At 70.1% G+C, this 23,941-nt stretch carries 20 protein-coding genes; 17 read left to right on the top strand and 3 right to left on the bottom strand.

Annotated elements, in window-relative coordinates; translation table 11 throughout:
- Positions 1-135: 135 nt before the first annotated feature.
- The 8 genes from obgE (at position 136) to ACFC79_RS05355 (ending at position 11,002) form a co-directional block, all read left to right on the top strand.
- Entirely contained in the window at positions 136-1,572 is a 1,437-nt protein-coding gene (gene obgE, locus ACFC79_RS05390) for a GTPase ObgE (protein ID WP_376235477.1), read from the top strand.
- Between the two features lie 362 nt (positions 1,573-1,934).
- A complete protein-coding gene (locus ACFC79_RS05385; RefSeq protein ID WP_376235475.1) occupies positions 1,935-3,434 on the top strand; it encodes a D-ribitol-5-phosphate cytidylyltransferase in 1,500 nt (499 codons plus the stop codon).
- 147 nt (positions 3,435-3,581) lie between these two features.
- Positions 3,582-5,612: a hypothetical protein gene (locus ACFC79_RS05380; protein WP_376235473.1), complete on the top strand. Its 2,031-nt coding sequence runs from the start codon at positions 3,582-3,584 to the stop codon at positions 5,610-5,612.
- Between the two features lie 138 nt (positions 5,613-5,750).
- Complete coding sequence (locus tag ACFC79_RS05375) at positions 5,751-6,977, top strand: glycosyltransferase family 2 protein (protein ID WP_376235471.1); 1,227 nt, start codon at positions 5,751-5,753, stop codon at positions 6,975-6,977.
- A gap of 146 nt (positions 6,978-7,123) precedes the next feature.
- Positions 7,124-8,194 carry a glucose-1-phosphate thymidylyltransferase gene (locus ACFC79_RS05370; protein WP_376235468.1) on the top strand — a complete coding sequence of 357 codons (1,071 nt, stop codon included), beginning with the start codon at positions 7,124-7,126 and terminating at the stop codon, positions 8,192-8,194.
- On the top strand, positions 8,191-9,177 hold the full coding sequence (rfbB, locus tag ACFC79_RS05365; protein WP_376235465.1) for a dTDP-glucose 4,6-dehydratase: 987 nt from the start codon (positions 8,191-8,193) through the stop codon (positions 9,175-9,177). The genes ACFC79_RS05370 and rfbB overlap by 4 nt, the downstream gene beginning before the upstream one ends.
- A complete protein-coding gene (gene rfbD / locus ACFC79_RS05360) occupies positions 9,174-10,052 on the top strand; it encodes a dTDP-4-dehydrorhamnose reductase (protein ID WP_376235463.1) in 879 nt (292 codons plus the stop codon). Before rfbB ends, rfbD begins: the two co-directional genes overlap by 4 nt.
- Before the next feature lie 155 nt (positions 10,053-10,207).
- The gene (locus ACFC79_RS05355) at positions 10,208-11,002 is read left to right on the top strand and encodes a class I SAM-dependent methyltransferase (protein WP_376235460.1); all 795 of its coding nucleotides are present in this window, start codon (positions 10,208-10,210) and stop codon (positions 11,000-11,002) included.
- A 52-nt stretch (positions 11,003-11,054) separates the two neighbouring features.
- On the opposite strand, the gene rfbC is transcribed toward ACFC79_RS05355, so the two are convergent.
- Positions 11,055-11,654 (bottom strand): dTDP-4-dehydrorhamnose 3,5-epimerase, encoded by a 600-nt coding sequence (rfbC, locus tag ACFC79_RS05350; protein ID WP_376235458.1) that lies wholly within the window; start codon positions 11,652-11,654, stop codon positions 11,055-11,057.
- 80 nt (positions 11,655-11,734) lie between these two features.
- Positions 11,735-13,777 carry a glycosyltransferase family 2 protein gene (locus ACFC79_RS05345; protein WP_376235456.1) on the bottom strand — a complete coding sequence of 681 codons (2,043 nt, stop codon included), beginning with the start codon at positions 13,775-13,777 and terminating at the stop codon, positions 11,735-11,737.
- Positions 13,778-14,242: 465 nt separating this feature from the next.
- Here ACFC79_RS05345 and proB point away from each other — a divergent pair, with 465 nt between their 5' ends.
- The 5 genes from proB (at position 14,243) to ACFC79_RS05320 (ending at position 19,682) form a co-directional block, all read left to right on the top strand.
- The gene (gene proB, locus ACFC79_RS05340) at positions 14,243-15,328 is read left to right on the top strand and encodes a glutamate 5-kinase (protein ID WP_376235824.1); all 1,086 of its coding nucleotides are present in this window, start codon (positions 14,243-14,245) and stop codon (positions 15,326-15,328) included.
- Positions 15,329-15,473: 145 nt separating this feature from the next.
- Positions 15,474-16,004: a hypothetical protein gene (locus ACFC79_RS05335; RefSeq protein WP_376235454.1), complete on the top strand. Its 531-nt coding sequence runs from the start codon at positions 15,474-15,476 to the stop codon at positions 16,002-16,004.
- A 150-nt stretch (positions 16,005-16,154) separates the two neighbouring features.
- Complete coding sequence (locus ACFC79_RS05330) at positions 16,155-17,438, top strand: glutamate-5-semialdehyde dehydrogenase (protein ID WP_376235451.1); 1,284 nt, start codon at positions 16,155-16,157, stop codon at positions 17,436-17,438.
- 75 nt (positions 17,439-17,513) lie between these two features.
- Positions 17,514-18,128, top strand: coding sequence for a hypothetical protein (locus ACFC79_RS05325; RefSeq protein ID WP_376235449.1), 615 nt, complete (start codon positions 17,514-17,516; stop codon positions 18,126-18,128).
- 423 nt (positions 18,129-18,551) lie between these two features.
- A complete protein-coding gene (locus ACFC79_RS05320) occupies positions 18,552-19,682 on the top strand; it encodes a hypothetical protein (RefSeq protein ID WP_376235446.1) in 1,131 nt (376 codons plus the stop codon).
- Here the strand turns inward: ACFC79_RS05320 and ACFC79_RS05315 are convergent.
- Positions 19,606-20,748, bottom strand: a complete 1,143-nt coding sequence (locus ACFC79_RS05315; protein ID WP_376235443.1) for a M48 family metallopeptidase — start codon at positions 20,746-20,748, stop codon at positions 19,606-19,608. The two genes, ACFC79_RS05320 and ACFC79_RS05315, sit on opposite strands and share 77 nt — an antisense overlap.
- Before the next feature lie 110 nt (positions 20,749-20,858).
- Here ACFC79_RS05315 and ACFC79_RS05310 point away from each other — a divergent pair, with 110 nt between their 5' ends.
- The 4 genes from ACFC79_RS05310 to ACFC79_RS05295 all read left to right on the top strand — a co-directional run bounded on the left by ACFC79_RS05310 (position 20,859) and on the right by ACFC79_RS05295 (position 23,782).
- Complete coding sequence (locus ACFC79_RS05310) at positions 20,859-21,020, top strand: hypothetical protein (protein WP_376235441.1); 162 nt, start codon at positions 20,859-20,861, stop codon at positions 21,018-21,020.
- 84 nt (positions 21,021-21,104) lie between these two features.
- Positions 21,105-21,269 carry a hypothetical protein gene (locus ACFC79_RS05305; protein WP_376235438.1) on the top strand — a complete coding sequence of 55 codons (165 nt, stop codon included), beginning with the start codon at positions 21,105-21,107 and terminating at the stop codon, positions 21,267-21,269.
- Positions 21,270-21,307: 38 nt separating this feature from the next.
- Positions 21,308-21,925, top strand: a complete 618-nt coding sequence (nadD, locus tag ACFC79_RS05300; RefSeq protein WP_376235434.1) for a nicotinate-nucleotide adenylyltransferase — start codon at positions 21,308-21,310, stop codon at positions 21,923-21,925.
- Positions 21,926-21,940: 15 nt separating this feature from the next.
- Entirely contained in the window at positions 21,941-23,782 is a 1,842-nt protein-coding gene (locus ACFC79_RS05295; protein ID WP_376235432.1) for an LCP family protein, read from the top strand.
- Positions 23,783-23,941: the final 159 nt, after the last annotated feature.

Genomic DNA, 23,941 nt, shown 5'->3' with positions numbered 1-23,941 from the left:
CGGGAAGCGGGTCCGCCTTTCGCGTGTTCTCCCTGAGGATGCCTCGCGTGGTTCCCCTCCCGGGAGGCTGCCGTCCCGTGCGCGGGGCGGCGCGAGTGAGACATTTCTGTACGCATGTAACTGGAGGTACCGACCATGACCACCTTCGTGGACCGCGTCGAACTGCATGTCGCCGCGGGTAACGGAGGCCACGGCTGTGCCTCCGTACACCGCGAGAAGTTCAAGCCGCTGGGCGGCCCGGACGGCGGCAACGGCGGCCGCGGCGGCGATGTGACCCTGGTCGTCGACCAGTCCGTCACCACGCTCCTCGACTACCACCACAGCCCGCACCGCAAGGCCACCAACGGGCAGCCGGGCGCGGGGGACAATCGTTCCGGCAAGGACGGGCAGGACCTGGTCCTGCCGGTGCCCGACGGCACCGTCGTGCTGGACCGCGCAGGCAACGTACTTGCCGACCTCGTCGGCCAGGGCACCACCTTCGTGGCCGGTCAGGGCGGTCGCGGCGGCCTCGGCAACGCCGCGCTGGCCTCCGCCCGGCGCAAGGCCCCCGGCTTCGCGCTGCTCGGCGAGCCCGGCGAGGCCCGGGACATCGTGCTGGAGCTCAAGACCGTCGCCGACGTGGCGCTGGTCGGTTACCCGAGCGCCGGGAAGTCCTCGCTCATCTCCGTCCTGTCGGCGGCCAAGCCCAAGATTGCCGACTACCCGTTCACGACACTGGTCCCGAACCTCGGCGTGGTCACCGCGGGCAGCACCGTCTACACCATCGCCGACGTCCCCGGCCTGATCCCGGGCGCCAGCCAGGGCCGCGGCCTGGGCCTGGAGTTCCTGCGGCACGTGGAGCGCTGCTCGGTCCTCGTGCACGTGCTGGACACCGCGACGCTGGAGTCCGACCGCGACCCGGTATCCGACCTCGACGTGATCGAGGAGGAGCTGAAGCAGTACGGCGGTCTGGACGACCGGCCCCGCATCGTCGTCCTCAACAAGATCGACATTCCCGACGGCCAGGACCTCGCCGACATGATCCGCCCGGACCTGGAGGCGCGCGGCTACCGCGTCTTCGAGGTGTCGGCCGTCGCCCGCACCGGCCTGAAGGAGCTCTCCTACGCGCTCGCGGGCGTCATCGAGGAGGCGCGTGCGGCCAAGCCCGTCGAGGTGGCGACCCGCATCGTCATCCGTCCGAAGGCCGTCGACGACGCGGGCTTCACCGTCACCCTGGAGGAGGACGGCCTGTACCGGGTGCGCGGCGCCAAGCCGGAGCGCTGGGTGCGGCAGACCGACTTCAACAACGACGAGGCCGTGGGCTACCTGGCGGACCGGCTCAACCGCCTCGGTGTCGAGGACGAGCTGATGAAGGCCGGTGCCCGGGCGGGCGACGGCGTGGCCATCGGCGCCGAGGACAACGCGGTCGTCTTCGACTGGGAACCGACCATGGCGGCGGGCGCGGAGATGCTTGGCCGGCGGGGCGAGGACCACCGCTTCGAGGCGCCCCGTCCGGCGGCGCAGCGTCGGCGCGACCGCGAGGCGGAGCGCGACGAGGCACTGCGGGAGTTCGACGACTTCAACCCGTTCTGAGAGCTGTCCCGCAACCCCCGGCGGACCGGCGCGCGGCATCGGACGGGGCGCATCGCCGGCCGGGGCACCGGGGCATGGTCCGCGGGTTCCGGAACCGTCTTCCCGTCACCGCCGGACGGACGCGTTCCGCGCGTCCGTCCGCGCCCCGCGGGCCGGGCGGCCGCCCCGCTCGGGGGTGATTCACGCGGCTCGGTCGTGTGGTCTCGGTCACCTGTCCGTGAACCGTCCGTTCCGCTCTTTCCCCTGATCGCAGGGCAACACCAGGTTTCGGCGTGGCGTGCGCCGGTCGACGTCCACCTTGCGAGACGGTAACGGAGAGTGCAACCATCGCTGTGTCTCCCAGCCTTCGAGGTAGGTCGTCCGTGTCTGCTCAGCACATAGCCAAAGCCCGAACCACAGCAGTCGTGCTCGCCGGCGGAACCGGCCAGCGCGTGGGGCTGGCCATTCCCAAGCAGCTGCTGAAGATCGCGGGCAAGGCCGTCATCGAGCACACGCTGTCCATCTTCGAGCAGGCCGACTCGATCGACGACGTCATCGTGCTGATGGCGCCCGGCTACGTGGCCGACGTGGAGAAGATCGTCGCCAAGGCCGGGCTCACCAAGGTCACCCAGGTGATCGAGGGCGGTTCCACCCGCAACGAGACCACCGAGCGCGCCATCGCCGCCCTCGGCGAGGGCCTGGCCGAGGGCGAGGACCGCAACGTCCTCTTCCACGACGCCGTGCGCCCCCTGCTCTCACAGCGCGTCATCAAGGACTGCGTCGACGCCCTGGACCGCTATCAGGCGGTCGACGTCGCCATCCCGTCCGCGGACACGATCATCGTGACCCGTACGCACGGCGACGACGGCGAGTTCATCACCGACGTCCCCGACCGCTCCCGGCTGCGCCGCGGGCAGACGCCGCAGGCGTTCAAGCTGTCCACGATCCGCCGGGCGTACGAGGTCGCGGCGGGCGATCCGAATTTCCAGGCCACCGACGACTGCTCGGTCGTCCTGAAGTACCTCCCCGACGTGCCGATCTACGTCGTCGCGGGCGACGAGTACAACATGAAGGTCACCCAGCCGGTCGACGTCTTCATCGCGGACAAGCTCTTCCAGCTGGCCTCCACCGCCGTCCCGCAGCCGGCCGACGACGCCTCCTACCGCGAACTGCTCACCGGGAAGACCCTTGTCGTCTTCGGTGGCTCGTACGGCATCGGCGCGGACATCGCCGCGCTCGCCGAGTCCTACGGCGCCACCGTCTACGCCCTGGGCCGTTCGACCACCGGTACGCACGTGGAGAACCCGGAGGACATCGACGCGGCGCTCGCCAAGGCCCATGCCGACACCGGGCGCATCGACTACGTGGTCAACACCGCGGGCGTCCTGCGCATCGGCAAGCTGGCCGAGACGGACAACGAGACCATCCAGGAAGCGCTGAACGTCAATTACCTGGCCCCGGTCCAGATCGCCCGCGCCTCGTACCGGTACCTCGCCGAGACCCGGGGGCAGTTGCTGCTCTACACCTCCAGCAGCTACACCCGCGGCCGTGCGGAGTACAGCCTCTATTCCTCCACCAAGGCCGCCATGGTCAACCTGACCCAGGCGCTGTCGGACGAGTGGGCCGGCGAGGGCGTCCGGGTGAACTGCGTGAACCCGGAGCGCACCGCGACGCCGATGCGTACCAAGGCGTTCGGCGAGGAGCCCGCGGGCACCCTGCTCTCCTCCGAGGCGGTCGCCCGGACGTCCCTCGCCGTCCTGCTGTCCGAGATGACCGGCCACGTCATCGACGTGCGGCAGCAGGACCCGACCCGCGGTGCCTCGGAGGCGTCGGGATTCGAGCAGGCACTGGCCGCCGTCCTGGACCGACAGGCTGATGTGTAATACTGCGTGACAATCGACTATTCGGACCCCTGAAGTCGCCACGCGCGAATTCCAGGGGTCCGAATTCGTGAAGCTCAGGCTTCACAATTCCCTTGCAAGGCAAACAGTCGGCACCCTCGGAAGCGGTACTTCGTGATTTCGAAAGCCATGCGCTTGGCTAGGGTGGGCAGCGGTTCGGAGCTGGCCGCCGCTCTTCTCATGGCTCTGGGCTTCCCCTGCATAATGCTCGCGGCCCTCCTCCCCAGTCTCTGGTTCTTTGTCGGCGCCGCCGCGGTCACTTATCTGGCCGATCAGTATCTGCACCGACGCGGCAGCTATCTGATCAATCGCCTGTCCGCGATTCGCGCGGGGCTCTCGATCCGCTTCCTGGTCCGTCAGCTGCTGCTGATCCTGCTGCTCGCCCGCATGGGGTACGGCGAGGACACGCTGTTCTACGCGACCATCGCGTGCCTGTTGGCCTTCTACGCCCTCCAGGCACCGCAGAGCGCCATAGTGACGCTCATCAAGCACCGCCGCAGGCTTCCGGTCGTCACCCGCAACGTGGACCTGGAGCGGGTACGGATCCCGGACGCCCCGCGTCCGCTCCTGATGAACCGGGCCGCGGAGAAGGCGCTGCACCTGGACGTCTTCGCGATGGCGGGCGTCCTGGCCGCGGTGGGGGTCGGTGAGGCCCGGATCGCCTACGCGGGTCTGGCCGTCACCCTGGTGCTGGCGGCCTGCTACCTGCTGGCACTCCTGCCGTACCTCCGCCCGAAGCGGCAGGTGCCGTCCGACGGCAAGGTGCTGAGCGGGGTGAACGCCTGGCTGCGCGAGTACCAGCCGAACGTGGTCCTCTACTTCTCCGGTTCCAAGGAGTCGGCCTACCAGGTCAACATGTGGCTGGAGACCATGGCCCGGATCGAGGGCCGTCCGCTGATCCTGCTGCGCGAGCGCGTGATCGTGCCCCAGCTCGCCTCGGGATCGGTGCCGGTGCTCTGCGTGCCCGGTGGCGTGCACCTGATGAACCTGGACCTCTCCTCGGTGCGGGTCGCGCTGTACCCGGCCAACGTCGGCAAGAACATCCACCTGCTCCGCGTCCCGACGATGAAGCACGTCTTCATCGGCCACGGCGACAGCGACAAGCTCGCCAGCGTCAACCCGTACAGCAAGGTCTACGACGAGGTGTGGACCGCGGGCCGGGCCGGTCGCGACCGGTACGCGCTGGCGGACGTGGGGGTGCGCGACGAGGACATCGTCGAGGTGGGCCGCCCGCAGCTGGCCCCCATCGAGTCGTGGTCGGGTGCGCCGAGGAACCCGATCCCGACCGTGCTCTACGCCCCCACCTGGGAGGGCTGGGACGACAACCCGGGCAACACCTCGCTGCTGCTGGCCGGCGAGAACATCGTCAAGCGACTGCTGGGCGCCGACCAGCCGGTCCGGGTGCTCTACAAGCCGCACCCCTTCACCGGCACCCGCAGCCCCAAGGCCAAGGCCGCGCACCAGCGGATCACCGCGCTGATCCGGAAGGCCGCCGCCGAGCGGGCGACCGATCCCCGCTGGGCCGAGCAGGCGGCGGCGCTCCAGTCGGTGCGGGCCGACGCGCAGGCCGAGATGGCGCGCATCGAGGCACGCCTCGGCGAGCTGTCGAGCGGTGGTCGTGTCGCCGGGGACGAGTCCGAGCAGTCCCGCGACTCGCTGGCCGACCCGGCACGCGAGGCCGAGATCGCGCGGCTGAAGGACGAGTGGAACGCGGCCTCGTGGCGCGCGCTCGGCTGGTGGGAGCACCAGGTGGTCACGGACGCGCGGATGCGGTTGTACGACTGCTTCAACGAGTCGGACGCCATGGTCTCGGACATCTCCAGCGTGGTCTCGGACTTCATCGCGAGCGGCAAGCCCTACGCCGTCACCGACTCCGCGGGCCTGGGCGAGGACGAGTTCCGGCGGCAGAACACCGCGGTCCGCGCGGCGGTCATCCTCTCCAACGAGGCGACCGAGCTGGACGGCCTGCTCGCGGCGGTGCGGGAACCCGCGGCGGACGACCTGGCGGCCGACCGGCGCGAGCTGAAGGAATACCTCCTCGGCCCGGACGAGCCCACCTCGATCGTGCAGTTCAACATGGCCGTCGACGCGCTCGCCGCGAAGTCGGAGGCCCGGGCCGCGCGGCTGGCCAGAGACACCGGCGCACCCATGCGTGGCTGAATCCATATGGCTCGAACACGCGAGCGCGAAAGCCCGGCACGGCCTCTCGGGGCCGTGCCGGGCTTTTGTGATGAGCGTCACTTTATGGACGTGTCCTGGCGGGCAACCAACCTGTGAAGTCCACTGTCTTCTGAAGATGTGAACGACATGCCAATACCTGACGTAACCGTGATCGTCGGCGCGTATGAGGCGATGCCCTACCTCGTACGGTGCCTCGAATCGGTGGAGGCACAGACCATCGGCGCCGGCCGGATGGAGATCGTGGCGGTCGACGACGGCTCCACCGACGGCACCGGTGAGTACCTGGAGGAGTTCGCGGCCCGGTCCGCGGTCCCGACCAGGGTGGTCAGGCAGGCGAATTCCGGCGGTCCCAGCGGGCCGCGGAACGTGGGTCTCGGGCTGGCCCGGGGTCGTTATGTCTTCTTCCTCGACGCGGACGACTACTTCGGCGAGGAAGCCCTGGAGCGGATGGTCGCGATGGCCGACCGGGCGCACACCGATGTGGTGCTCGGCAAGGTGGTCGGTGTGAACCGCGGGGCGCCGCGGTCGATGTGGACGGCCACCAAGGAACGGGTCGACGTCTACAACTCCAAGGTCATCTACACGCTGAGCGCGCAGAAGCTCTTCCGGCGCGAGCTGGTGGAGCGGCTGGGGCTGAGGTTCGACGAGGGGCTCAAGACCGGCGAGGACGCGCTCTTCACCATGGAGGCGTATCTGCGGGGCGCCGGCGTTTCCGTCATATCCGACTACGTCTGCTACCACCTGGTCGGCCGGGACGACGGAAAGCAGGTCACCAAGAGCGGCACGTACCTGTGGCGCTTCGATTCCATGCGGGCCATGATGGAGCTCATCCACCGGCTCGAACCCGCCGGACCCAAGCGGGACTTCCTCATGGTCCGCCCGTTCACGGTCGGGACGCTGCAGCAGTTCGGTCCGGTTTTCCTCCGGGACTCCGAGGAGATCCGGCGCCACAAGATGGAGCTCGCGGCGCCGCTCATGGAGAAGTACTGGACCGACGGGGTGGCACGCAACATCAAGGTCGCCGAACGGCTGAGGCTCGCCGCCGTCGCACGGGGCCGGTCCGATGTGCTCGTCGACATGCTGACCTTCGTCCGGGAGAAATCCGTTCCGGAAATGGTGAGTTCACGAAAGGGTGACAAGCTCTTCCTGGCGTACCCGCACTTCCGTGACCGTTCGAGCGGACTTTCGGAATCCGATTTCGAGGTCACCGTGCCGGACTGGCACGACGGCAAGCGCATCGAACGCCCCAAGGCGGCGGCGCGAAGGGCATCCCTTTCCAGGCGCCTGGTCAGGCGTGTGCGGCGGGATGTGCGGCGCTGGAAATCGCGAATCGGATCGAACTGAACGATATTCACGCCGCACCCCGAAAATGCTTTCGCACATCGTTTAGGGGAGTCGCAGCAACGAGAATTGTGCCGTAATCCTCAGTAGAGTCGCCCAGCAGGTCGCAGCCGCGACAGGACCGACATCTCACCACGGGGACTGGTCACGTGAAGGCTCTCGTACTGTCCGGAGGGGCCGGCACCCGCCTGCGGCCCATCACGCACACCTCGGCCAAGCAACTGGTGCCGGTGGCGAACAAACCGGTGCTGTTCTACGGCCTGGAGGCCATCGCGGAGGCGGGCATCACCGAGGTCGGCATCATCGTGGGCGACACCGCGGAGGAAATCCGCGAGGCGGTCGGCGACGGCTCCCGGCTCGGTGTCGAGGTCACGTACATCCCGCAGGAGGAGCCGCTCGGCCTCGCGCACGCGGTGCTGATCGCCCGCGACTTCCTGGGCGACGACGACTTCGTGATGTACCTCGGCGACAACTTCATCGTCGGAGGCATCACCGGCCTGGTGGACGCGTTCCGTGCGGACCGGCCCGACGCGCAGATCCTGCTGACCAGGGTCGCCGATCCGAGGTCCTTCGGGGTCGCGGAACTCGATGCCGCGGGCCGGGTGGTCGGGCTGGAGGAGAAGCCGGAGAGGCCCAAGAGCGACCTGGCGCTCGTCGGCGTCTACCTCTTCACCCCCGCCGTCCACGAGGCCGTGCGCTCGATCGATCCTTCCTGGCGCGGTGAGCTGGAGATCACCCATGCCATCCAGTGGCTGATCGACCGGAGGCATGACGTCCGTTCCACCACGATCCGCGGGTACTGGAAGGACACCGGCAACGTCACCGACATGCTGGAGGTCAACCGCACCGTCCTGGAGACCGTCGTGCCCTCCCACGAGGAGGCAGAGGTCGACGAGGACAGCGAGATCATCGGCCGGGTGCGGATCGAGACCGGTGCCAAGGTCAGCGGCAGCCGCATCGTCGGGCCCGCGATCATCGGCGCCCGTTCGGTGATCAGCGGCTCGTACGTGGGCCCGTTCACGTCGATCTCCGAGGACGTCCGCATCGAGGACAGCGAGATCGAGTACTCCATCGTGCTGCGGGGCGCGTCCGTCGCGGGCGTCCGTCGCGTCGAGGCATCGCTCATCGGCCGCGACGTCGAGGTGACGCCCGCCCCTCGTTCCCCGTCCGCCCACCGACTCGTGCTCGGCGACCACAGCAAGGTGCAGATCTCCTCATGACCACACGCATCCTGGTGACCGGCGGGGCCGGCTTCATCGGCTCGCACTACGTCCGAACGGTGCTCGGCCCCGAGGGTCCCGGTGATCTCGCCGTCACGGTGCTCGACAAGCTCACCTACGCGGGCAACCCGGCCAACCTCGACGAGGTGCGCGACCACCCCGGCTTCGCGTTCGTGCGGGGCGACATCTGCGACGCGGACCTGGTCGCCGAGCTGATGGCCGCGCACGACCAGGTGGTCCACTTCGCCGCCGAGTCCCACGTGGACCGCTCGATCGACGGCGGCGCCGAGTTCGTCCGCACCAATGTCGTGGGAACCCACACCCTGGTCCACGCCGCGTACCGGGCCGGTGTCGAACCCTTCGTACACATCTCCACCGACGAGGTCTACGGCTCGATCGACGAGGGCTCCTGGCCCGAGACCGACCCGCTGGCGCCCAATTCGCCGTACTCCGCGTCCAAGGCGTCCAGCGACCTGATCGCGCTCTCGTACCACCGCACCCACGGCCTCGACGTGCGGGTGACCCGCTGCTCCAACAACTACGGGCACCACCACTTCCCCGAGAAGGTCATCCCACTCTTCGTCACCAACCTGCTGGACGGCGAGCCCGTCCCGCTGTACGGCGACGGCGCCCATGTCCGGGACTGGCTGCACATCGACGACCACGTGCGGGGCATCGAGCTGGTCCGCACCGGAGGCCGGGCCGGCGAGGTCTACAACATCGGCGGCGGCACCGAACTCTCCAACAAGGAGCTCACCGGCCTGCTGCTGGACGCCTGCGACGCCGACTGGGACACCGGCGTCACCTACGTCGAGGACCGCAAGGGCCACGACCGCCGCTACGCCGTCGACTGCGCCAAGATCCGCCGGGAGCTCGGCTACGAACCGCGCAAGGACTTCCGCACCGGCCTCGCCGAGACCGTGCAGTGGTACCGCGACAACCGCGCCTGGTGGGAGCCGCTGAAGAGGAGGGCCGCCCTGTGAACGCCGTCTGGCTGGTCACCGGGGCCGCCGGGATGCTGGGCCGGGACGTCCTGGCCCGGCTCGCCGACGAGGACGTCACCGCCGTCGCCGCGGACCGTGCCGCCGTCGACGTGGCCGATCCCGCGTCGGTGCGGGCGGCCTTCACGAGGCACCGCCCCGCCGTCGTGGTGAACTGCGCCGCCTGGACCGCGGTCGACGACGCCGAGTCCCGCGAGGAGGCCGCGCTGCGGGTCAACGGGACGGGTCCCGAGGTCCTCGCCGGGGCCTGCCGCGAACACGGCACGGTCCTCCTCCAGGTCTCCACCGACTACGTCTTCGCCGGCGACGCCGCGACGCCGTACGCCGAGGACGACCCCACCGGACCGCGCAGTGCCTACGGGCGCACGAAGCTGGCCGGCGAGCGCGCCGTGCTCGGCACCCTGCCGGACACCGGCTATGTGGTGCGCACGGCCTGGCTCTACGGGGCGGCCGGCGGCAACTTCGTCCGGACCATGATCGGGCTGGAGGGCGTCAAGGAGACCCTCGACGTGGTCGACGACCAGCGAGGGCAGCCGACCTGGACCGTCGATCTCGCCGATCGGCTGGTCCGGCTCGGGCAGGCCGCCCGCGCGGGCGCCGCGCCCGCGGGCATCTACCACGGGACCAGCGGCGGCGAGACCACCTGGTACGGCTTCACCCGGGAGATCTTCCGGCTGCTCGGCGCCGATCCGGGCCGGGTCCGCCCCACGGCCGGCGCGGCCTTCGCGAGACCGGCGCCCCGCCCCGCGTTCGGCGTGCTGGGCCACGACCGCTGGGCGGCGACCGGGATCGAACCGATCCGGGACTGGCGAGAGGCATTGCGGGAAGCGTTTCCGGCACTTCTCGCCGCACAATGATGGTGATCGTCGAATATCCGTCCGGTAAATGAGCGTGCGATCGCATGCAAAAAGTGAGTGATCGGGGTGTGCGCGGAAATGAATTCGTCCGCGACGATGCGGTGATGCGGTAATTTCTCGGGGACCAGTCGGCGCCTTCCGAAGGGCTGCTCCACGTGAACCGCCACGAATTCCTGCGACATGTGCACCGCGTCTACCGGCCCCGCAACTATTTGGAGATCGGGGTCAACGACGGCAGGAGCCTCGCCCTCTCACGCGTTCCCTCCGTCGCCGTCGATCCCGCCTTCCGCGTGGTCACGGACATCAGTTGTGATGTGCACCTGGTCAGGGCCACGAGCGACGCGTTCTTCGCCCGCAAGGACCCGCTGCTGCACCTGCGCAACGGACGCAATCCGTTCCGCGCCCTCGCCCGCCGCGACCCGCTCCGGGCGTTCGGCGGGGACCCGAAGCTGGAACTCGCCTTCATCGACGGCATGCACCTCTTCGAGTACGCCCTGCGCGACTTCATGAACGTCGAGCGGCACTCCCGCTGGTCGAGCGTGATCGTGCTGGACGACATGCTGCCGCGCGACGTCGACGAGGCGGCCCGCGACCGTCACACCACGTTCTGGACCGGCGACGTCTACAAGGTCGTCCAGGTGCTCCGCCGCTTCCGCCCCGATCTTGTCGTCGTCGAGGTCGACACGGCACCGACCGGGGTGGCCGTCGTCTTCGGTGCCGACCCGGAGAACGAGGTCCTGCGGACCGCGTACGACCGGATCGTCGAGGAGTACGTCGTATCCGACCCGCAGGACGTCCCCGAGGAGGTACTGGGGCGGAAGAACGCGGTCCGGCCCGAGACGCTGCTCCGCGCCGACTTCTGGCCGGCGCTGGCACGCGCCCGCAATCTGCGCCGGCCCCGCTCGGCTTTCGCCCCTCTGCGCAGGCGCATCGAGGCCGTGACCGGCTGACCGGCACACGGCCCCGACGGGCCGGCGGAACGGCGCGCTCGCGACCGGCGGCTCAGTCCCGGGCGCGCACCTGCGCGCAGTACGCCTCGCACGCCTCGTACGAGGGCAGCAGCCCCTGTCGCTCGGCCTCGGCCAGCGTGGGGGCCGCGGCGTCCTTGTCGGACAGCAACGGGGTGATCCCCTCCGGCCACCTGATGCCCAGTTCCGGGTCCAGCGGGTTGATGCCGTGTTCGCGGCCGGGCGCGTAGCCCTCGGAGCACAGATACACCACCGACGCGTCGTCCGTCAGGGCCATGAAGGCGTGGCCGAGCCCCTCGGCGAGGTAGACGGCGCGGTGGTCCGTGTCGTCCAGCCGGACGGCCTCCCACTGCCGGTATGTGGGGGAGCCGACCCGGATGTCCACGACGACGTCCAGGACCGCGCCCCGTACGCACGTGACGTACTTCGCCTGGCTCGGCGGCACGTCGGCGAAGTGGACGCCGCGCAGGGTACCTCGACGGGAGACGGAGAAGTTGGCCTGGGCGAGCCGCAGCGGGTGCCCGACCGCCTCGTCGAGATCCGAGGCCCGGTACCACTCATGGAAGCTGCCGCGGCTGTCCGGGAAGACCTTGGGCTCGTGCGCCCAGGCTCCTGCGATGGAGAGCTGCCGCATGCGATCACGTCCTTTTCGGGTGTGGGTGCTGGTGCTGAGGAGCGCCGTCCCGCCGGGCCCGGCGGGACGGCGGGGCCGGATCAGTCGGCGAGGAGCCGGTCGGCGAGGCGGCGCGCCCGCTTCCGGCCCCGGGCCGGCAGCCTGCGCACGACGGGGCCGCCGACCCTGCGCAGCGCCCGGCGCAGGGACGCCCTCCGGCGCCGCGCGGCGACACCGGCCATGGCCGAGTCCGGGGCCGCGGGTAGCTCCGGGGCCAGCCGGATCCGCCCGCCCCTGCCGATGGTGACCGGGCAGAGGCGCAGGGCGGGGTTCTTCTCCCCGTCCAGCCGGACGGAGAGCGTCCAGTCGCCCTCCGCGAGGCCGGGGGCGCGTTCCGGGAGGACGAGGTGGGCCCGGCCCGTCGTCGGGCGCAGCACGGCGCGCAGTGTGTGCACGGCGGAGCCGCTTCCGTCGGCCGGGCTCAGGACCAGGCGGCTGCCGGACGGCGCGGTGGCATCGGTGGTGAGGAGTTCCAGCCGGAGCTCGGGGCGACGGCCCGGCGTCCGTTGCACCGGACGCCCGTCCAGGTGGGCCGCGAGCTTCTTGCCGCGGCGGCTCACATCGAGCGTGAGGTTGCCGTTCGGGTCGGTGAAGTACGGGATGACGGCGCGGGCCGGTGAGCCGAGCGACGCGGGCAGGCAGGCGGCGTCCACCTCCGGCGTGCGATCTGCCCCCAGTCTCGCCTTGCGCACCAGGCCCAGACCGCGCATCGGTACCCAGACGTCCCAGAAGCCGCGGGGGACCCGGCTGCGGCCCCCGGTCGCCTCCGTGGACAGACGGCCGGTGCCGCGCAGGACGATTTCGCAGGTCCCGTCGCCGAGGTCGTCGATCTCGCGGGTGAACGACGCGGGGCAGGGCCATTCGACGGCGGTCTCGCGATTGCGCAGCGACAACTCGGCGGAGAATCCGTCGATGTCATCGGTGACATCGAGGAGTTCGCCCCGTGCCGACAGACCGCCGCCGTTGTCCGGATGCAGGAAGTAGCGGCCGTCCCGGCGCAGCAGTTTCACGGGTTCCCGGTCGTCGCCGTGGACCAGCCGGGCGGTGACGGCGACGGCGACGCTTCCGTCCGGCTGCCAGTCGAACTTCTCCAGTCGGGCCGATGCCTTGACGGTTCCGGCGAAGCGGGCGACCCGGAGGATGCCTTCCCGGTCGCCCTCGCGCAGCAGCGCGGACCGCACCCGCAGCAGCGGGCCGAGGCCGTCGTGCACGCCGTCCGCCATGAAGTCGAGCGCCAACGGCCTGATCGCCTCGACCATCCGGTGGAAGAAGTCGGGCTGGTACCTGACGACCGCCGGCTCGCTCAGCCTGCTCAGCATCTCGACCCGGTAGAAGCGGCGGAGCAGCAGATCCCGGAAGGGGCCCGGCTCGGTGTTCGCCACGACGACGTCCAGGACCTCGCGGAGGTTCCCGTAGTACTCGGACGGGACGATCCTGGCGGAGCCCGCGTTCTTGCCGTCGTCGCGCCGGGAGTAGTGGTAGCAGGTGTAGTTCCCGAGGATCGAGACGGCCTTCGCCGGGAAGTACGCCCGCATCATGTACAGCTGGTCCTCCAGCCGGCGCCTGCCCTCGGGGTAGGCGATGCCGTTCTCGCGGAGGAACTCGGTACGGAACATCTTGTGCGGGGTCAGGCTGTCGTACAGCGGGGCGTCGCGCAGGGTGCACTTCTCACGGTTCTTCCGGAACACGCCGTGCGGCACACCGCGGAAGTTGCTGGCCACCTTGCCGATGACGATGTCCGAGCCGTTGCGGTGCCCCATTTCGTACATGCGTCGCAGCGCATCCGGGGCCAGGTGGTCGTCCTGGTCGACGAACTGGACGTACGTGCCCCTCGCCTCGCCCACGCCGATGTTGCGGGGCTTTCCCGGCCACCCGGAGTTGGGGATGGTGATCACCCGGATGTGCGGGTGGTCCGCGGCCAGTTTTTCGAGCCGTTCGGGAGTGTCGTCCGTCGACCCGTCGTTGACGAAGAGAATTTCGAATTCGTCCGCGGGGAGGGACTGTCGCAGCAGCGAGTCGATGCAGGGGTCGATGTACTTGCCCGGGTTGTAAACGGGAATGACGACACTTACTTTGACTGACATCGCTCTTGTCCCATGTCTGGTAGGTCCCCGGAAACGGTGGTTCGGCGGGGATGGTGCGTGCGCGGCCGGGGGAAATTGGGAAACGCCGCCGTGCACCCTATCGGCTCCCGAATGAATGGGATGGTCCGATGGGTGTGCGAGTTCGCTCCGTGCGGCGGAATTCGATTGTTCGGTACGGGTCACATGACGCACAGGGCGGCGAAATCGGAATTTCGTATCAATGGTTTTATTGGCTGTGGGGCGGTCCTCGGGTGATCCGCGGTCCTCGGGTGATCCGGGCGGGCGCGGGCGGGAGGCGGACGGGGCTCCGGTCCACCGGACCGGAGGGGCCTCGGACGTCCACGGGGCGGAACGCGCGGGCGCCCGTCCTCCCGTTCGCGTAGATTGCGGGGGCCGGGCGAGGCCGAATCATTGGGGATGTACGTGTCAGGGGCAAGGCAGGGCGTCACAGAGGCCCGCAGGATCGTGGTCAAGGTCGGTTCCTCCTCCCTCACCACCGCGGCGGGCGGCCTCGACGCGGACCGCGTCGACGCGCTCGTCGACGTGCTCGCCAAGGTGCGCAGCGGTGGGGAGCGGGAGATCGTGCTCGTCTCCAGCGGCGCCATCGCGGCCGGACTGGCCCCGCTCGGCCTGCATCGCCGTCCCAAGGACCTGGCCAGGCAGCAGGCCGCGGCCAGCGTCGGCCAGGGACTGCTCGTCGCCCGGTACACCGCCTCCTTCGCCCGCTACGGCGTACGCGTCGGCCAGGTCCTGCTCACCAGCAACGACACCAGCCGCCGCGCGCATTACCGGAACGCCTGCCGCACCCTCGACCAGCTCCTGGACATGGGCGCGTTCCCGATCGTCAACGAGAACGACACCGTCGCCACGGACGAGATCCGGTTCGGCGACAACGACCGGCTCGCGGCGCTCGTCGCCCACCTGGTCCGCGCCGATCTGCTGGTGCTCCTCTCGGACGTGGACGGCCTCTACGACGGAGACCCCAGCATCCCGGGCACGTCACGGGTCGCCGAGGTGGCCGGGCCCGGGGATCTGGCGGGGGTCGTCATCGGCAGCGCGGGAAAGGCGGGTGTCGGCACCGGCGGCATGGTCACCAAGGTCGAGGCCGCCCGGATCGCCACCGCGGCCGGTGTGCCGGTCGTCCTCACGTCGGCGAGCCGCGCGGCCGACGCCCTCGCCGGACGCGACACCGGTACGTACTTCCACCGCACCGGCCGACGGTCGGCCGACCGGCTGCTCTGGCTCGCCCACGCCTCCACTCCGCAGGGCTCGCTCACCCTCGACGACGGGGCCGTGCGGGCGGTGGTCGAGCGGCACGGCTCGCTGCTGCCCGCCGGGATCTCCTCGGTCGAGGGGGAGTTCACCGCGGGCGATCCGGTGGAATTGCGCGACCTCGACGGCCGCCCCGTGGCCCGCGGACTCGTCAACTTCGATGCCAAGGAGATCCCGCAACTGCTCGGCCGATCCACGCGCGATCTGGCCCGCGAACTCGGTCCGGCCTACGAACGCGAGGTCGTACACAGGGACGATCTTGTCGTCCTGCATCGCTGACGAGACCCCCTGAAACGGTTGAAAGTCCAGCCTCAGGACGAAGACCTTCACGAAAACCACCCCATCCGGGGGCGCGGGCTGGTCAACTTTGTAGCAGGGACACAGCGGGGTACAGCACAGCAATCGCATGCACAGGAGGCGGCCGGTGAGACGAGTGCGCCCGGGGGCACCGCCCCGAGGAACGGGTGGCCGGGCCCTGACCAGTGTCGGAGCGGGCTCCGGCTTCGACGGGAGCCCATCCGCGGACCGTACGGACGACCGGACCGACGAGCCGGGGCCGGTGACGGAAACCGGTCCGGCGGCGGTGCGGGCGGAGCGCGCCCCCGAGCGCGCCCCGTCCAGACTCTGGCACGTCACGCTGAGCGTCTCGGGCGTAGAGATCCCGCTCGGCGAGGTCAGGCGCGGTCTCGAACAGCTCGCGCACGACCATCCCTTCCTGCTGACCAGCAGGTACGCCAACGACCACGCGGAAATCCGCTACTGGGAGGAGGCCCGCGACCTGCACGACGCGGCGGCGGTCGCGTTGCGGCTCTGGGGAGAGCACCGTTCCACGGCCGGGCTCCCGCCCTGGGAGATCGTCGGCCTGGAAGTCATCGACCGCGAGACGTACCACCAGCGCGTCGCCGAGGGATACGGGCCGCCCCCGGCGGCCCCGGTCGGCGTGCATCCGTACTGAGCGGCGCCGAGCCGTGCGGCGCCGCTCAGTAGTGGTCCGCCGGGCACGACGGCCGGGGGCGGTCGTCCGGCACGTCCGGTCTCCGCGGCAGTTGTCTCGCATCACGGGATACGTGACGGATGCCCGTAGCGTGCGCACTACGCTGCGGGCATGACCACGCTCTCGCCGTACGACAACATGTCCCCGGTCGCCCAGGCCGCCTACCGGGCCCGCTCCGCCGCCGCCGACATCGCGCCACTGCCCCGCGCGGCGAAGGACGATGCGCTGCTGGCCATCGCGGACGCGCTGGAAGTACGGTCGAGCGAGATCGTCGCGGCCAACGCCGAGGACGTCGCCCGCGCCCGCGAGGCCGGTACCAGCGAGTCGATCATCGACCGGCTCACCCTCACACCGGAGCGGATCCGCGCCATCGCGGCCGACGTGCGGGACGTGACGGCCCTGCCCGATCCGGTCGGCGAGGTCGTCCGCGGCTCGACCCTGCCCAACGGCATCGACCTGCGGCAGGTCCGGGTGCCGCTCGGCGTGGTCGGGATCATCTACGAGGCCCGGCCCAACGTGACGGTCGACGCGGCGGCGCTCTGCCTGAAGTCCGGCAACGCCGTGCTGCTGCGCGGTTCGTCCTCCGCCCGTTCCTCCAACGCGGCACTCGTACGCGTGCTGCGCGACGCGGTCGGGGGGTCGGGTCTCCCCGCCGACGCGGTGCAGCTGGTGCCGGGGGAGAGCCGTGAATCGGTACACGAACTCATGCGGGCCCGCGGTCTCGTCGACGTCCTCATCCCTCGCGGCGGTGCCTCACTGATCCGTACCGTGGTCGAGGAGTCCACCGTGCCGGTGATCGAGACGGGCACCGGCAACTGCCATGTCTATGTGGACGCGCGGACCGACCTCGACATGGCCGTCGACATCCTGATCAACTCCAAGGCGCAGCGCCCGAGCGTCTGCAACGCGGCCGAGACGCTGCTGGTCCACAAGGACGTCGCCGCGGACTTCCTGCCGCGTGCCCTGGACGCGCTGGCCGACGCGGGGGTCACCGTGCACGGCGACGAGCGGGTCCTCGAACACGCCGCCGGGTCCAGGGCCACCGTGGTGCCGGCGACGCCGGAGGACTGGGAGACCGAGTACCTCTCCTACGACATCGCCGCGGCCGTGGTGGATTCCCTGGACGCGGCCGTCGCGCACATCCGGCTCTGGTCCTCCGGCCACACCGAGGCGATCGTGACCACCTCGCAGGCGGCGGCCCGCCGCTTCACCCAATTGGTCGATTCCACGACGGTGGCCGTGAACGCGTCCACCCGCTTCACCGACGGCGGTCAGTTCGGCTTCGGTGCCGAGATCGGCATCTCCACGCAGAAGCTGCATGCCAGGGGCCCGATGGGGCTGCCGGAGCTGACCTCGACGAAGTACATCGTCACGGGCGACGGCCACGTGCGGTGACCGGGTGAATGCCCGGGGTCGGTGAATGTCGCCCGCTCCCTGCCCAGAACGACCGGCCGGGTCTAGTCTGGAGCTGTGCCGGACGACGTGGGGGGCAGGCCGTTCCCGGACGGCTGGGAGCCCGACGACGACCGCGGGGGCGCGGACGAGGACTTCGCCTCCGTGGTGTTCGACGAGGACTTCGTACGGGCTGCCGAGATCCACGAACCCACCGCGGTGGAGCGGCTGCTCGCCGCGGCGCAGGCGCGGGCCGAGGCCGAGGCTTCCCGGTCCCGTGCGGGCGGCGGCCCGTCGGACGACGACTACCTCGACGACGGGTACGACCGGGGCGGCGGGTTCGGGGACGACTTCCACGACGACCCGCTGAATCCTGACGGCGGCACCCACGGCAGTCCCTACGGGAGGCACGGTGGGGCCCTGCGCCCCTACCGGGGGTCGGCCCGCTGGCACCGGCCGGTGGCCTGGGTGCTCGCCGTGCTGATGGGTATCGGAATGGTCGCGCTCGCCTTCGGGGCCGTCTACCGCAACAGCTCCGGCAACCGGCAGGAGCCCGCCCCGCCGCCCGCCACCACGGGCGTGGACACGGTCCCGGGGCCGGTAAGGGATGCCGCTCCGTCGATGTCGGCCGGTCGTCTCCGACCGACGGTGTCGGCCGCGCCCGGCGGGGACCGGGCCGTGCACGCCCGGTGACCGAGCACGCCCGATGACCGAGCACGACCGTTTCCGTCGTGGCGCTGTCTCCGCCCGCGCCGCTTCTGCCTCTCTGTTTCCGCCCGCGCCGTTTCTGTCCGCACCGTCTTTGCCCGCGCCGGAGGCACCTTCCGGTGCGGGCGCGGACGGTCGGTTCCGCAGCGGCCCGCCGCAATCGCCGCGGCGCGTTCCACGAAAGCGTGCGGCCGCCGGACGGTTCTCTCACGGCCGGGCGTTTACCGCGGCCGCAAACGACCTACCCTGAAGGTGTGACCCCTCTCTCCGAGGGGGCTTCTCACCCGTCCGTTCATGGGTCGTCATGGGTGTCGTGAGCGCCCTGACCGGCGGGCCCTGTCCGAAGCCTTGGGCCGAGCAGAGCGAAGCGTCTCGGCCCCGGTCGGTGACGTGGAGTCGGGAGAAGTCATGGCAGACCGCGGAGAACCCCCAGAAGGCCCGCCCGAGAACGCTCCGGGCGGCGGTGAGGACGAGTACCGGTCGCTCGTCTTCGACGAGTCGTTCGTGCGGGCCGCCCGGCTGAAGGAGTTCTCCGCCCAGGAGCGCATCGCGGACCACACCCCTGCCGTGCGCAGTCTCCCGCCCCGAAGATTCAGGGGCGGATCCAGAGCCGCCATCGTGCTGGTCCTGCTGATCGCCCTGGCCTTCGGAACGGCCGTGTACATGGGTTTCCGCAATCCCTACCAGGCACCGGTCGGCCGCAAGGTCGAACCCCTGAGGTCGACCGTCATCCCGCTGGCACCGACCGGGACCGTACCCGGCGGAACGGCCGCCGCCCTGCTCGCGAAGAGCCCCGCCGCGCACTTCGCGACGGGTGCCGCGGGCATCAATCCTCCACCGGCCAGGGCCACGGACAACTTCTCGAACAACCAGGTGGCGGCGGCCCTCGCCACCGTCGAGTCCTACCTGGTGGCGTCGTCGCTCGACCCCGACGTCCTCACCGGTCACGCGCTGCGACCGGTGGAGAAGCTGCTGGACCCCGACCAGACGGCCCAGTTCGAACGCAGCATGAACCGGCCGGACGACGACGGGCAGCACGCACCCGCGGGCTGGGTGGTCCACTTCGACCCGACGAAGGTGGCCCTCGCCGATCCCGACATTCGCGTCCGCGGCACCCTGAGTTACAGCGAGACGGGGGCCGACAGCCTGGAGGTGGTGTCGGACCACACCTTCACGTACGTGCTCCGCCCCGCCGCCCCGGGCGCCCAACGCGCGGGAGACGCGTCGCTCTTCACCGTGCGGCGCGAGCTGCACTTCCGATTCGACCCGGAAGACCTGCGACTGCACCGGCTGGAACTGCGCTCCAGCTACGTCCAGGCCGGACCGGAGGCGTGTCCGACGGACACCGCGGGCACGCTGCGGCCCCTGCTCGCCGGTGAACGCGCCGCCCCCCGCGGCCCCGCGGGCACCGACCCGTACGACACGGGCCAGCCCACGGCAGCACTCTGCGGGACGCTGGTGGTCAGCTCCCCCCGGACTCCGGCGCATCAGGGTTCTGAGGCTCCTCCGGCCTCGTCGCGCCCGGGGAACCGTCCGTAGCGTCGGCGTTCTTCTTGCCGGCCGCGCCCCCGCCGCCCTGGCCGGTGAACTTGTCGCGGAGCTTGCCGCCCAGGTCCCCGGCGCCGCCCGCTATGTCGCCGACGAGCTTCATCAGCGGATCCTTGCTGGTCCGCACCGCGTCGGCGTAGTGCGCCGCGGACTGCCTGAAGGAGTCCGTCACCGAGGTGTCCTTGTCCTCGTCGCGACGCGGGTAGTGCCCGTCCATGATCCGCTGGTAGTCGCGGGACTCGGACCACTTCTTGAGCTCGGCCGCGCGCACCGTGGTGAACGGGTGCGAACGGGGCAGCAGATTGAGGATCTTGAGCACGGAGTCGCGCAGGTCGCCGCCCTTCTCGTACTCGTCGGCCTGGGCCAGGAAGGCGTCCACGTTCATTTCATGGAGATGATTGCCGCCCGCGATCTTCATCAGGCCGCGCATGGACGCCTGCAGGTCCTGGCCGACCAGCAGGCCCGCCCGGTCGGCCGACAACTCCGACTTGCGGAACCACTCGCGCAGCGCCGTGACGATCGCCATGATCGCCACGTTCCCCAGCGGGATCCAGGCGACCTTCATCGCGATACCGGTGAGGAACAGCAGGATCGTGCGGTACACGGCGTGGCCGGAGAGCGCGTGGCCCACCTCGTGGCCGACGACGGCCCGCATCTCCTCCTCGTCCAGCAGCTCCACCAGCCCCGTCGTCACCACGATGATCGGCTCGTCGAGACCGATGCACATGGCATTGGGCTGCGGGTCCTGGTTGACGTACATCGGCGGGACCTTCTCCAGGTCCAGGACGTAGCACGCGTCGCGCAGCATGTCGTTGAGATGGGCGAACTGCGCGTCGCTCACCCGGACGGAGTCGGAGAGGAAGAGCAGCCGCAGGCTGCGCTCGGGCAGCAGACCGCTCAGTGTCTTGAAGACGGTGTCGAAACCGCTCAGCTTGCGCAGGGCCACCAGGGCCGAGCGGTCTGCCGGGTGTTCGTAGGCCCGGGACGAGATCCTCGCGAAACGCCGCCGCTGCCTGCTCGGTACGTTCCCGCCGCTCTCGTGATTGCGTTCGGTCATGAATGGGCCCCCTGTTCGTACGAGACGTCGCTCGCCCCCTGACGGACCCCAGCGTAGGCGGTGGGGCTACGGTGTGCGGGGGGCTGTGGATAACTGAGGAGACGCCCGACATGCCGCATACCGTTGCTCTGCTCGCCGCCGCAGCCAAGGACCAGGGGCCCGGCGCCACGCTCCGCATCGTGCTGCTCGCCTCGATCGTCGGGGCCGGGCTGCTCGCCTGGTTCCTGCTCCGCGGATACCGCGGCGACGACAACAACGACGTCAACGACTGAGTCGGCGTGAGCGTGCCCGAGGTGCCCGCATACGATGTGCGCGACGTCCACCTTCAGACCCCCGATCGATAGGTCCTGCCGAAGATGAGCCTCACGAGCACCGCGCACCAGCTGGTCACCCTCGCCGCCGAGGGCGGCGAGCACGGTGGCAACCACCCGTCCCTTCAGCCGATCGTCACCGGTGGCGGTGCGTTCCTCGTGCTGATGCTCCTGCTGTGGGTCACCACCCGCTTCAATCGCGACCGCTGAAGCGGGCGCGAACACCTGTGCCAGTAGGCTCTGCACGCATGGGAGAGCAGGAAGTGCCTACCGGCAGCGGAACACGCCGTATCGGCGTGATGGGCGGGACATTCGACCCGATTCATCATGGACACCTGGTGGCGGCCAGTGAAGTGGCCGCCCAGTTCCACCTCGACGAGGTGATCTTCGTCCCGACCGGGCAGCCCTGGCAGAAGAGCCACAAGCATGTCTCACCGGCCGAGGACCGCTATCTGATGACGGTCATCGCGACGGCGTCCAACCCGCAGTTCTCGGTCAGCCGCAGCGACATCGACCGCAGCGGACCGACGTACACCATCGACACGCTGCGGGACCTGCGGGCGATGCAAGGCGACGCCGACCTCTTCTTCATCACCGGCGCGGACGCGCTCGCCCAGATCCTCACCTGGCGGGACGCCGACGAGCTCTTCTCGCTCGCGCACTTCATCGGAGTCACCCGGCCGGGACACACGCTGACGGACCCCGGGCTGCCGGAGGGCGGGGTCTCGCTGGTGGAGGTGCCCGCGCTGGCGATCTCCTCCACGGACTGCCGCGAGAGGGTCGCCAAGGGGGAACCGGTCTGGTATCTGGTGCCGGACGGTGTGGTTCGCTACATCGACAAGCGCCAGCTGTACCGCGGCGAATGAGTCAGAGGGGCACCGGTGAACGACCGACAGAACCCGTACGACCCGTATTACCAGCAGCCGCAGATCATCGGCTACGACGCATACGGGCAGCCGGTGTATCAGCAGGCCGGACAGCAGACCTACAGCACGTACGACCCGTACGCACAGCCGCAGCAGGCGCAGCAGACGCAGTACGGACAGGAGCCCCAGGACCCGCAGCAGTCCGGGCAGGACTACGGGTACGACCCCTACGCGCAGTCCGGACAGCCGCAGCCCTCGCAGCCGTCGGCATACGACCCGTACGCCCCCCAGCAGCAGGCGCAGCCCGGGTCCGGGCAGCAGATGTACGGCGGTTACGACGGCTACGGCTACGGCCACGACACAGGTCCGCAGCCCGCCGCGGTCGACACCGCCGAGCAGTGGAACGTTCCCCAGCAGGCGACGGCGCCCCCGCAGCAGGACGGTTCGTACCAGTCGCAGCGGACCGTCGCCCAGGTGTCACCGTCCGCACCGGCCCCGTCCGCACCGGCCCCGTCCGCACCGGCCCCGACCGTTCCGGAACCACGACCGGCGCCCGCGGACGAGGCCGAGCCGGAATCAGCTGTTCCGGGACAGCGCCGCTCCGACTACCGCACCGAGCAGTTCTCCTTCATCGAGGAGCCCGACGAGGACTCCGAAGACGTCATCGACTGGCTCAAGTTCACCGAGAGCCGCAGTGAGCGGCGCGAAGAGGCACGACGCCGCGGGCGCAATCGTCTGGTCGCGCTGATAGTCGTGGTGGCCCTGGTGGTCGTCGGCGGCGTCGGCTACCTCTGGTCCGCCGGAAAGCTTCCCGGGCTCTCCGGTTCGGAGAAGGACACCACGGCGTCGACGGGTCCGCAGAAGCGGGACGTCATCGTGCTCCACCTGCACGACACGAAGAAGGGCGGCACCTCCACGGCGCTGCTCGTCGACAACGTGACGACCAAACGGGGGACCACGGTCCTGCTTCCCAACTCGCTCGCGGTCGCCGACGACGACGGCGCCACGACCACCCTCGGCAAGTCCGTCGATGCCGACGGCACCACGGGAACACGTGAGGCGATCGGCACGCTGTTCGGTACGACGATCAGCGGCACCTGGCGGCTCGACACCCCCTACCTGGAAACTCTCGTCGACCTCGTCGGCAACATCGACGTCGACACCGATGTCGACGTGCCGGACGCGAAGGCCGGCGCCTCGCCGCTGGTGAAGAAGGGTGAGGCACAGACCCTGAGCGGCCGGATGGCTGTCGCGTACGCCACCTACCGGGCGCCCGACGAGGCCGAGACCAAGCAGCTCATACGGTTCGGCGAGGTGCTGCGGGGGGTGCTGCGGAAGATCTCGGGCGATCCGAAGACGGCCACCGTCACCGTGCAGGCACTGGCGCAGATCCTCGACCCGTCGCTTCCCGAGAAGGACCTCGGTGTCTCCCTGGCGAAGCTCGCGCAGCACGCGAAGGTCGGCGATTACAAGACGGAGCTGATGCCGGTGCAGGACGACGGCACGCTCACCGACGCGGCCACCGAGAGTGTCGTCAAGGACGTCCTGGGCGGCAAGGTGAAGGCCCCGGAGGCCGGTGCCACGGTGCGCGTCGGGGTCAAGAACGCCACCGGCGACAAGGACGGCGCGAATTCGGCCCGGGTCCAGTTGGTCAACGGCGGCTACGCCTTCGTCGGAGGAGGGACGGCCGGGGCCGCGGCACTGTCCGAGGTGGTCTACGAGGCTCCGGCGCAGAAGGAGGCGGCGACGCAGGTGGCCGAGACCCTCGGACTGCCGGTGAGCGCGGTGAAGCAGGGCAAGCCCGCCGCGAACGTGGACGTGTCCGTCGTGCTCGGTCAGGACTACAAGGTCAAGTGACCGGGGCCGGACCGAGCCGGTCCGGTTCCGGGTCGGACCGGTTCCGGTGGGGCTGGGGCGGGCGGTGGCCGGGGACGGTTCCGTCCGGCCCTCGACCACCCCGGCAGCCCCGGCCGATGCCGACCTCGAGGGAGAACGCGTGTTTGTGTGGGCTGTCGG

This window comes from Streptomyces sp. NPDC056061, from assembly GCF_042266885.1.
Lineage (GTDB): Bacteria > Actinomycetota > Actinomycetes > Streptomycetales > Streptomycetaceae > Streptomyces.
The sequence above is the reverse complement of the archived record's forward strand: the minus strand, read 5'-3'. Positions and strand labels throughout refer to the sequence as shown.

What these genes read in the sequence shown, in the direction of transcription:
- obgE (WP_376235477.1), top strand. Translation starts at nt 136, where the DNA reads ATGACCACCTTCGTGGACCGCGTCGAACTGCATGTCGCCGCGGGTAAC.
- ACFC79_RS05380 (WP_376235473.1), top strand. Translation starts at nt 3,582, where the DNA reads ATGCGCTTGGCTAGGGTGGGCAGCGGTTCGGAGCTGGCCGCCGCTCTT.
- rfbB (WP_376235465.1), top strand. Translation starts at nt 8,191, where the DNA reads ATGACCACACGCATCCTGGTGACCGGCGGGGCCGGCTTCATCGGCTCG.
- rfbC (WP_376235458.1), bottom strand. Translation starts at nt 11,654, where the DNA reads ATGCGGCAGCTCTCCATCGCAGGAGCCTGGGCGCACGAGCCCAAGGTC.
- ACFC79_RS05345 (WP_376235456.1), bottom strand. Translation starts at nt 13,777, where the DNA reads ATGTCAGTCAAAGTAAGTGTCGTCATTCCCGTTTACAACCCGGGCAAG.
- ACFC79_RS05330 (WP_376235451.1), top strand. Translation starts at nt 16,155, where the DNA reads ATGACCACGCTCTCGCCGTACGACAACATGTCCCCGGTCGCCCAGGCC.
- ACFC79_RS05320 (WP_376235446.1), top strand. Translation starts at nt 18,552, where the DNA reads ATGGCAGACCGCGGAGAACCCCCAGAAGGCCCGCCCGAGAACGCTCCG.
- ACFC79_RS05315 (WP_376235443.1), bottom strand. Translation starts at nt 20,748, where the DNA reads ATGACCGAACGCAATCACGAGAGCGGCGGGAACGTACCGAGCAGGCAG.
- ACFC79_RS05310 (WP_376235441.1), top strand. Translation starts at nt 20,859, where the DNA reads ATGCCGCATACCGTTGCTCTGCTCGCCGCCGCAGCCAAGGACCAGGGG.
- ACFC79_RS05305 (WP_376235438.1), top strand. Translation starts at nt 21,105, where the DNA reads ATGAGCCTCACGAGCACCGCGCACCAGCTGGTCACCCTCGCCGCCGAG.
- nadD (WP_376235434.1), top strand. Translation starts at nt 21,308, where the DNA reads ATGGGAGAGCAGGAAGTGCCTACCGGCAGCGGAACACGCCGTATCGGC.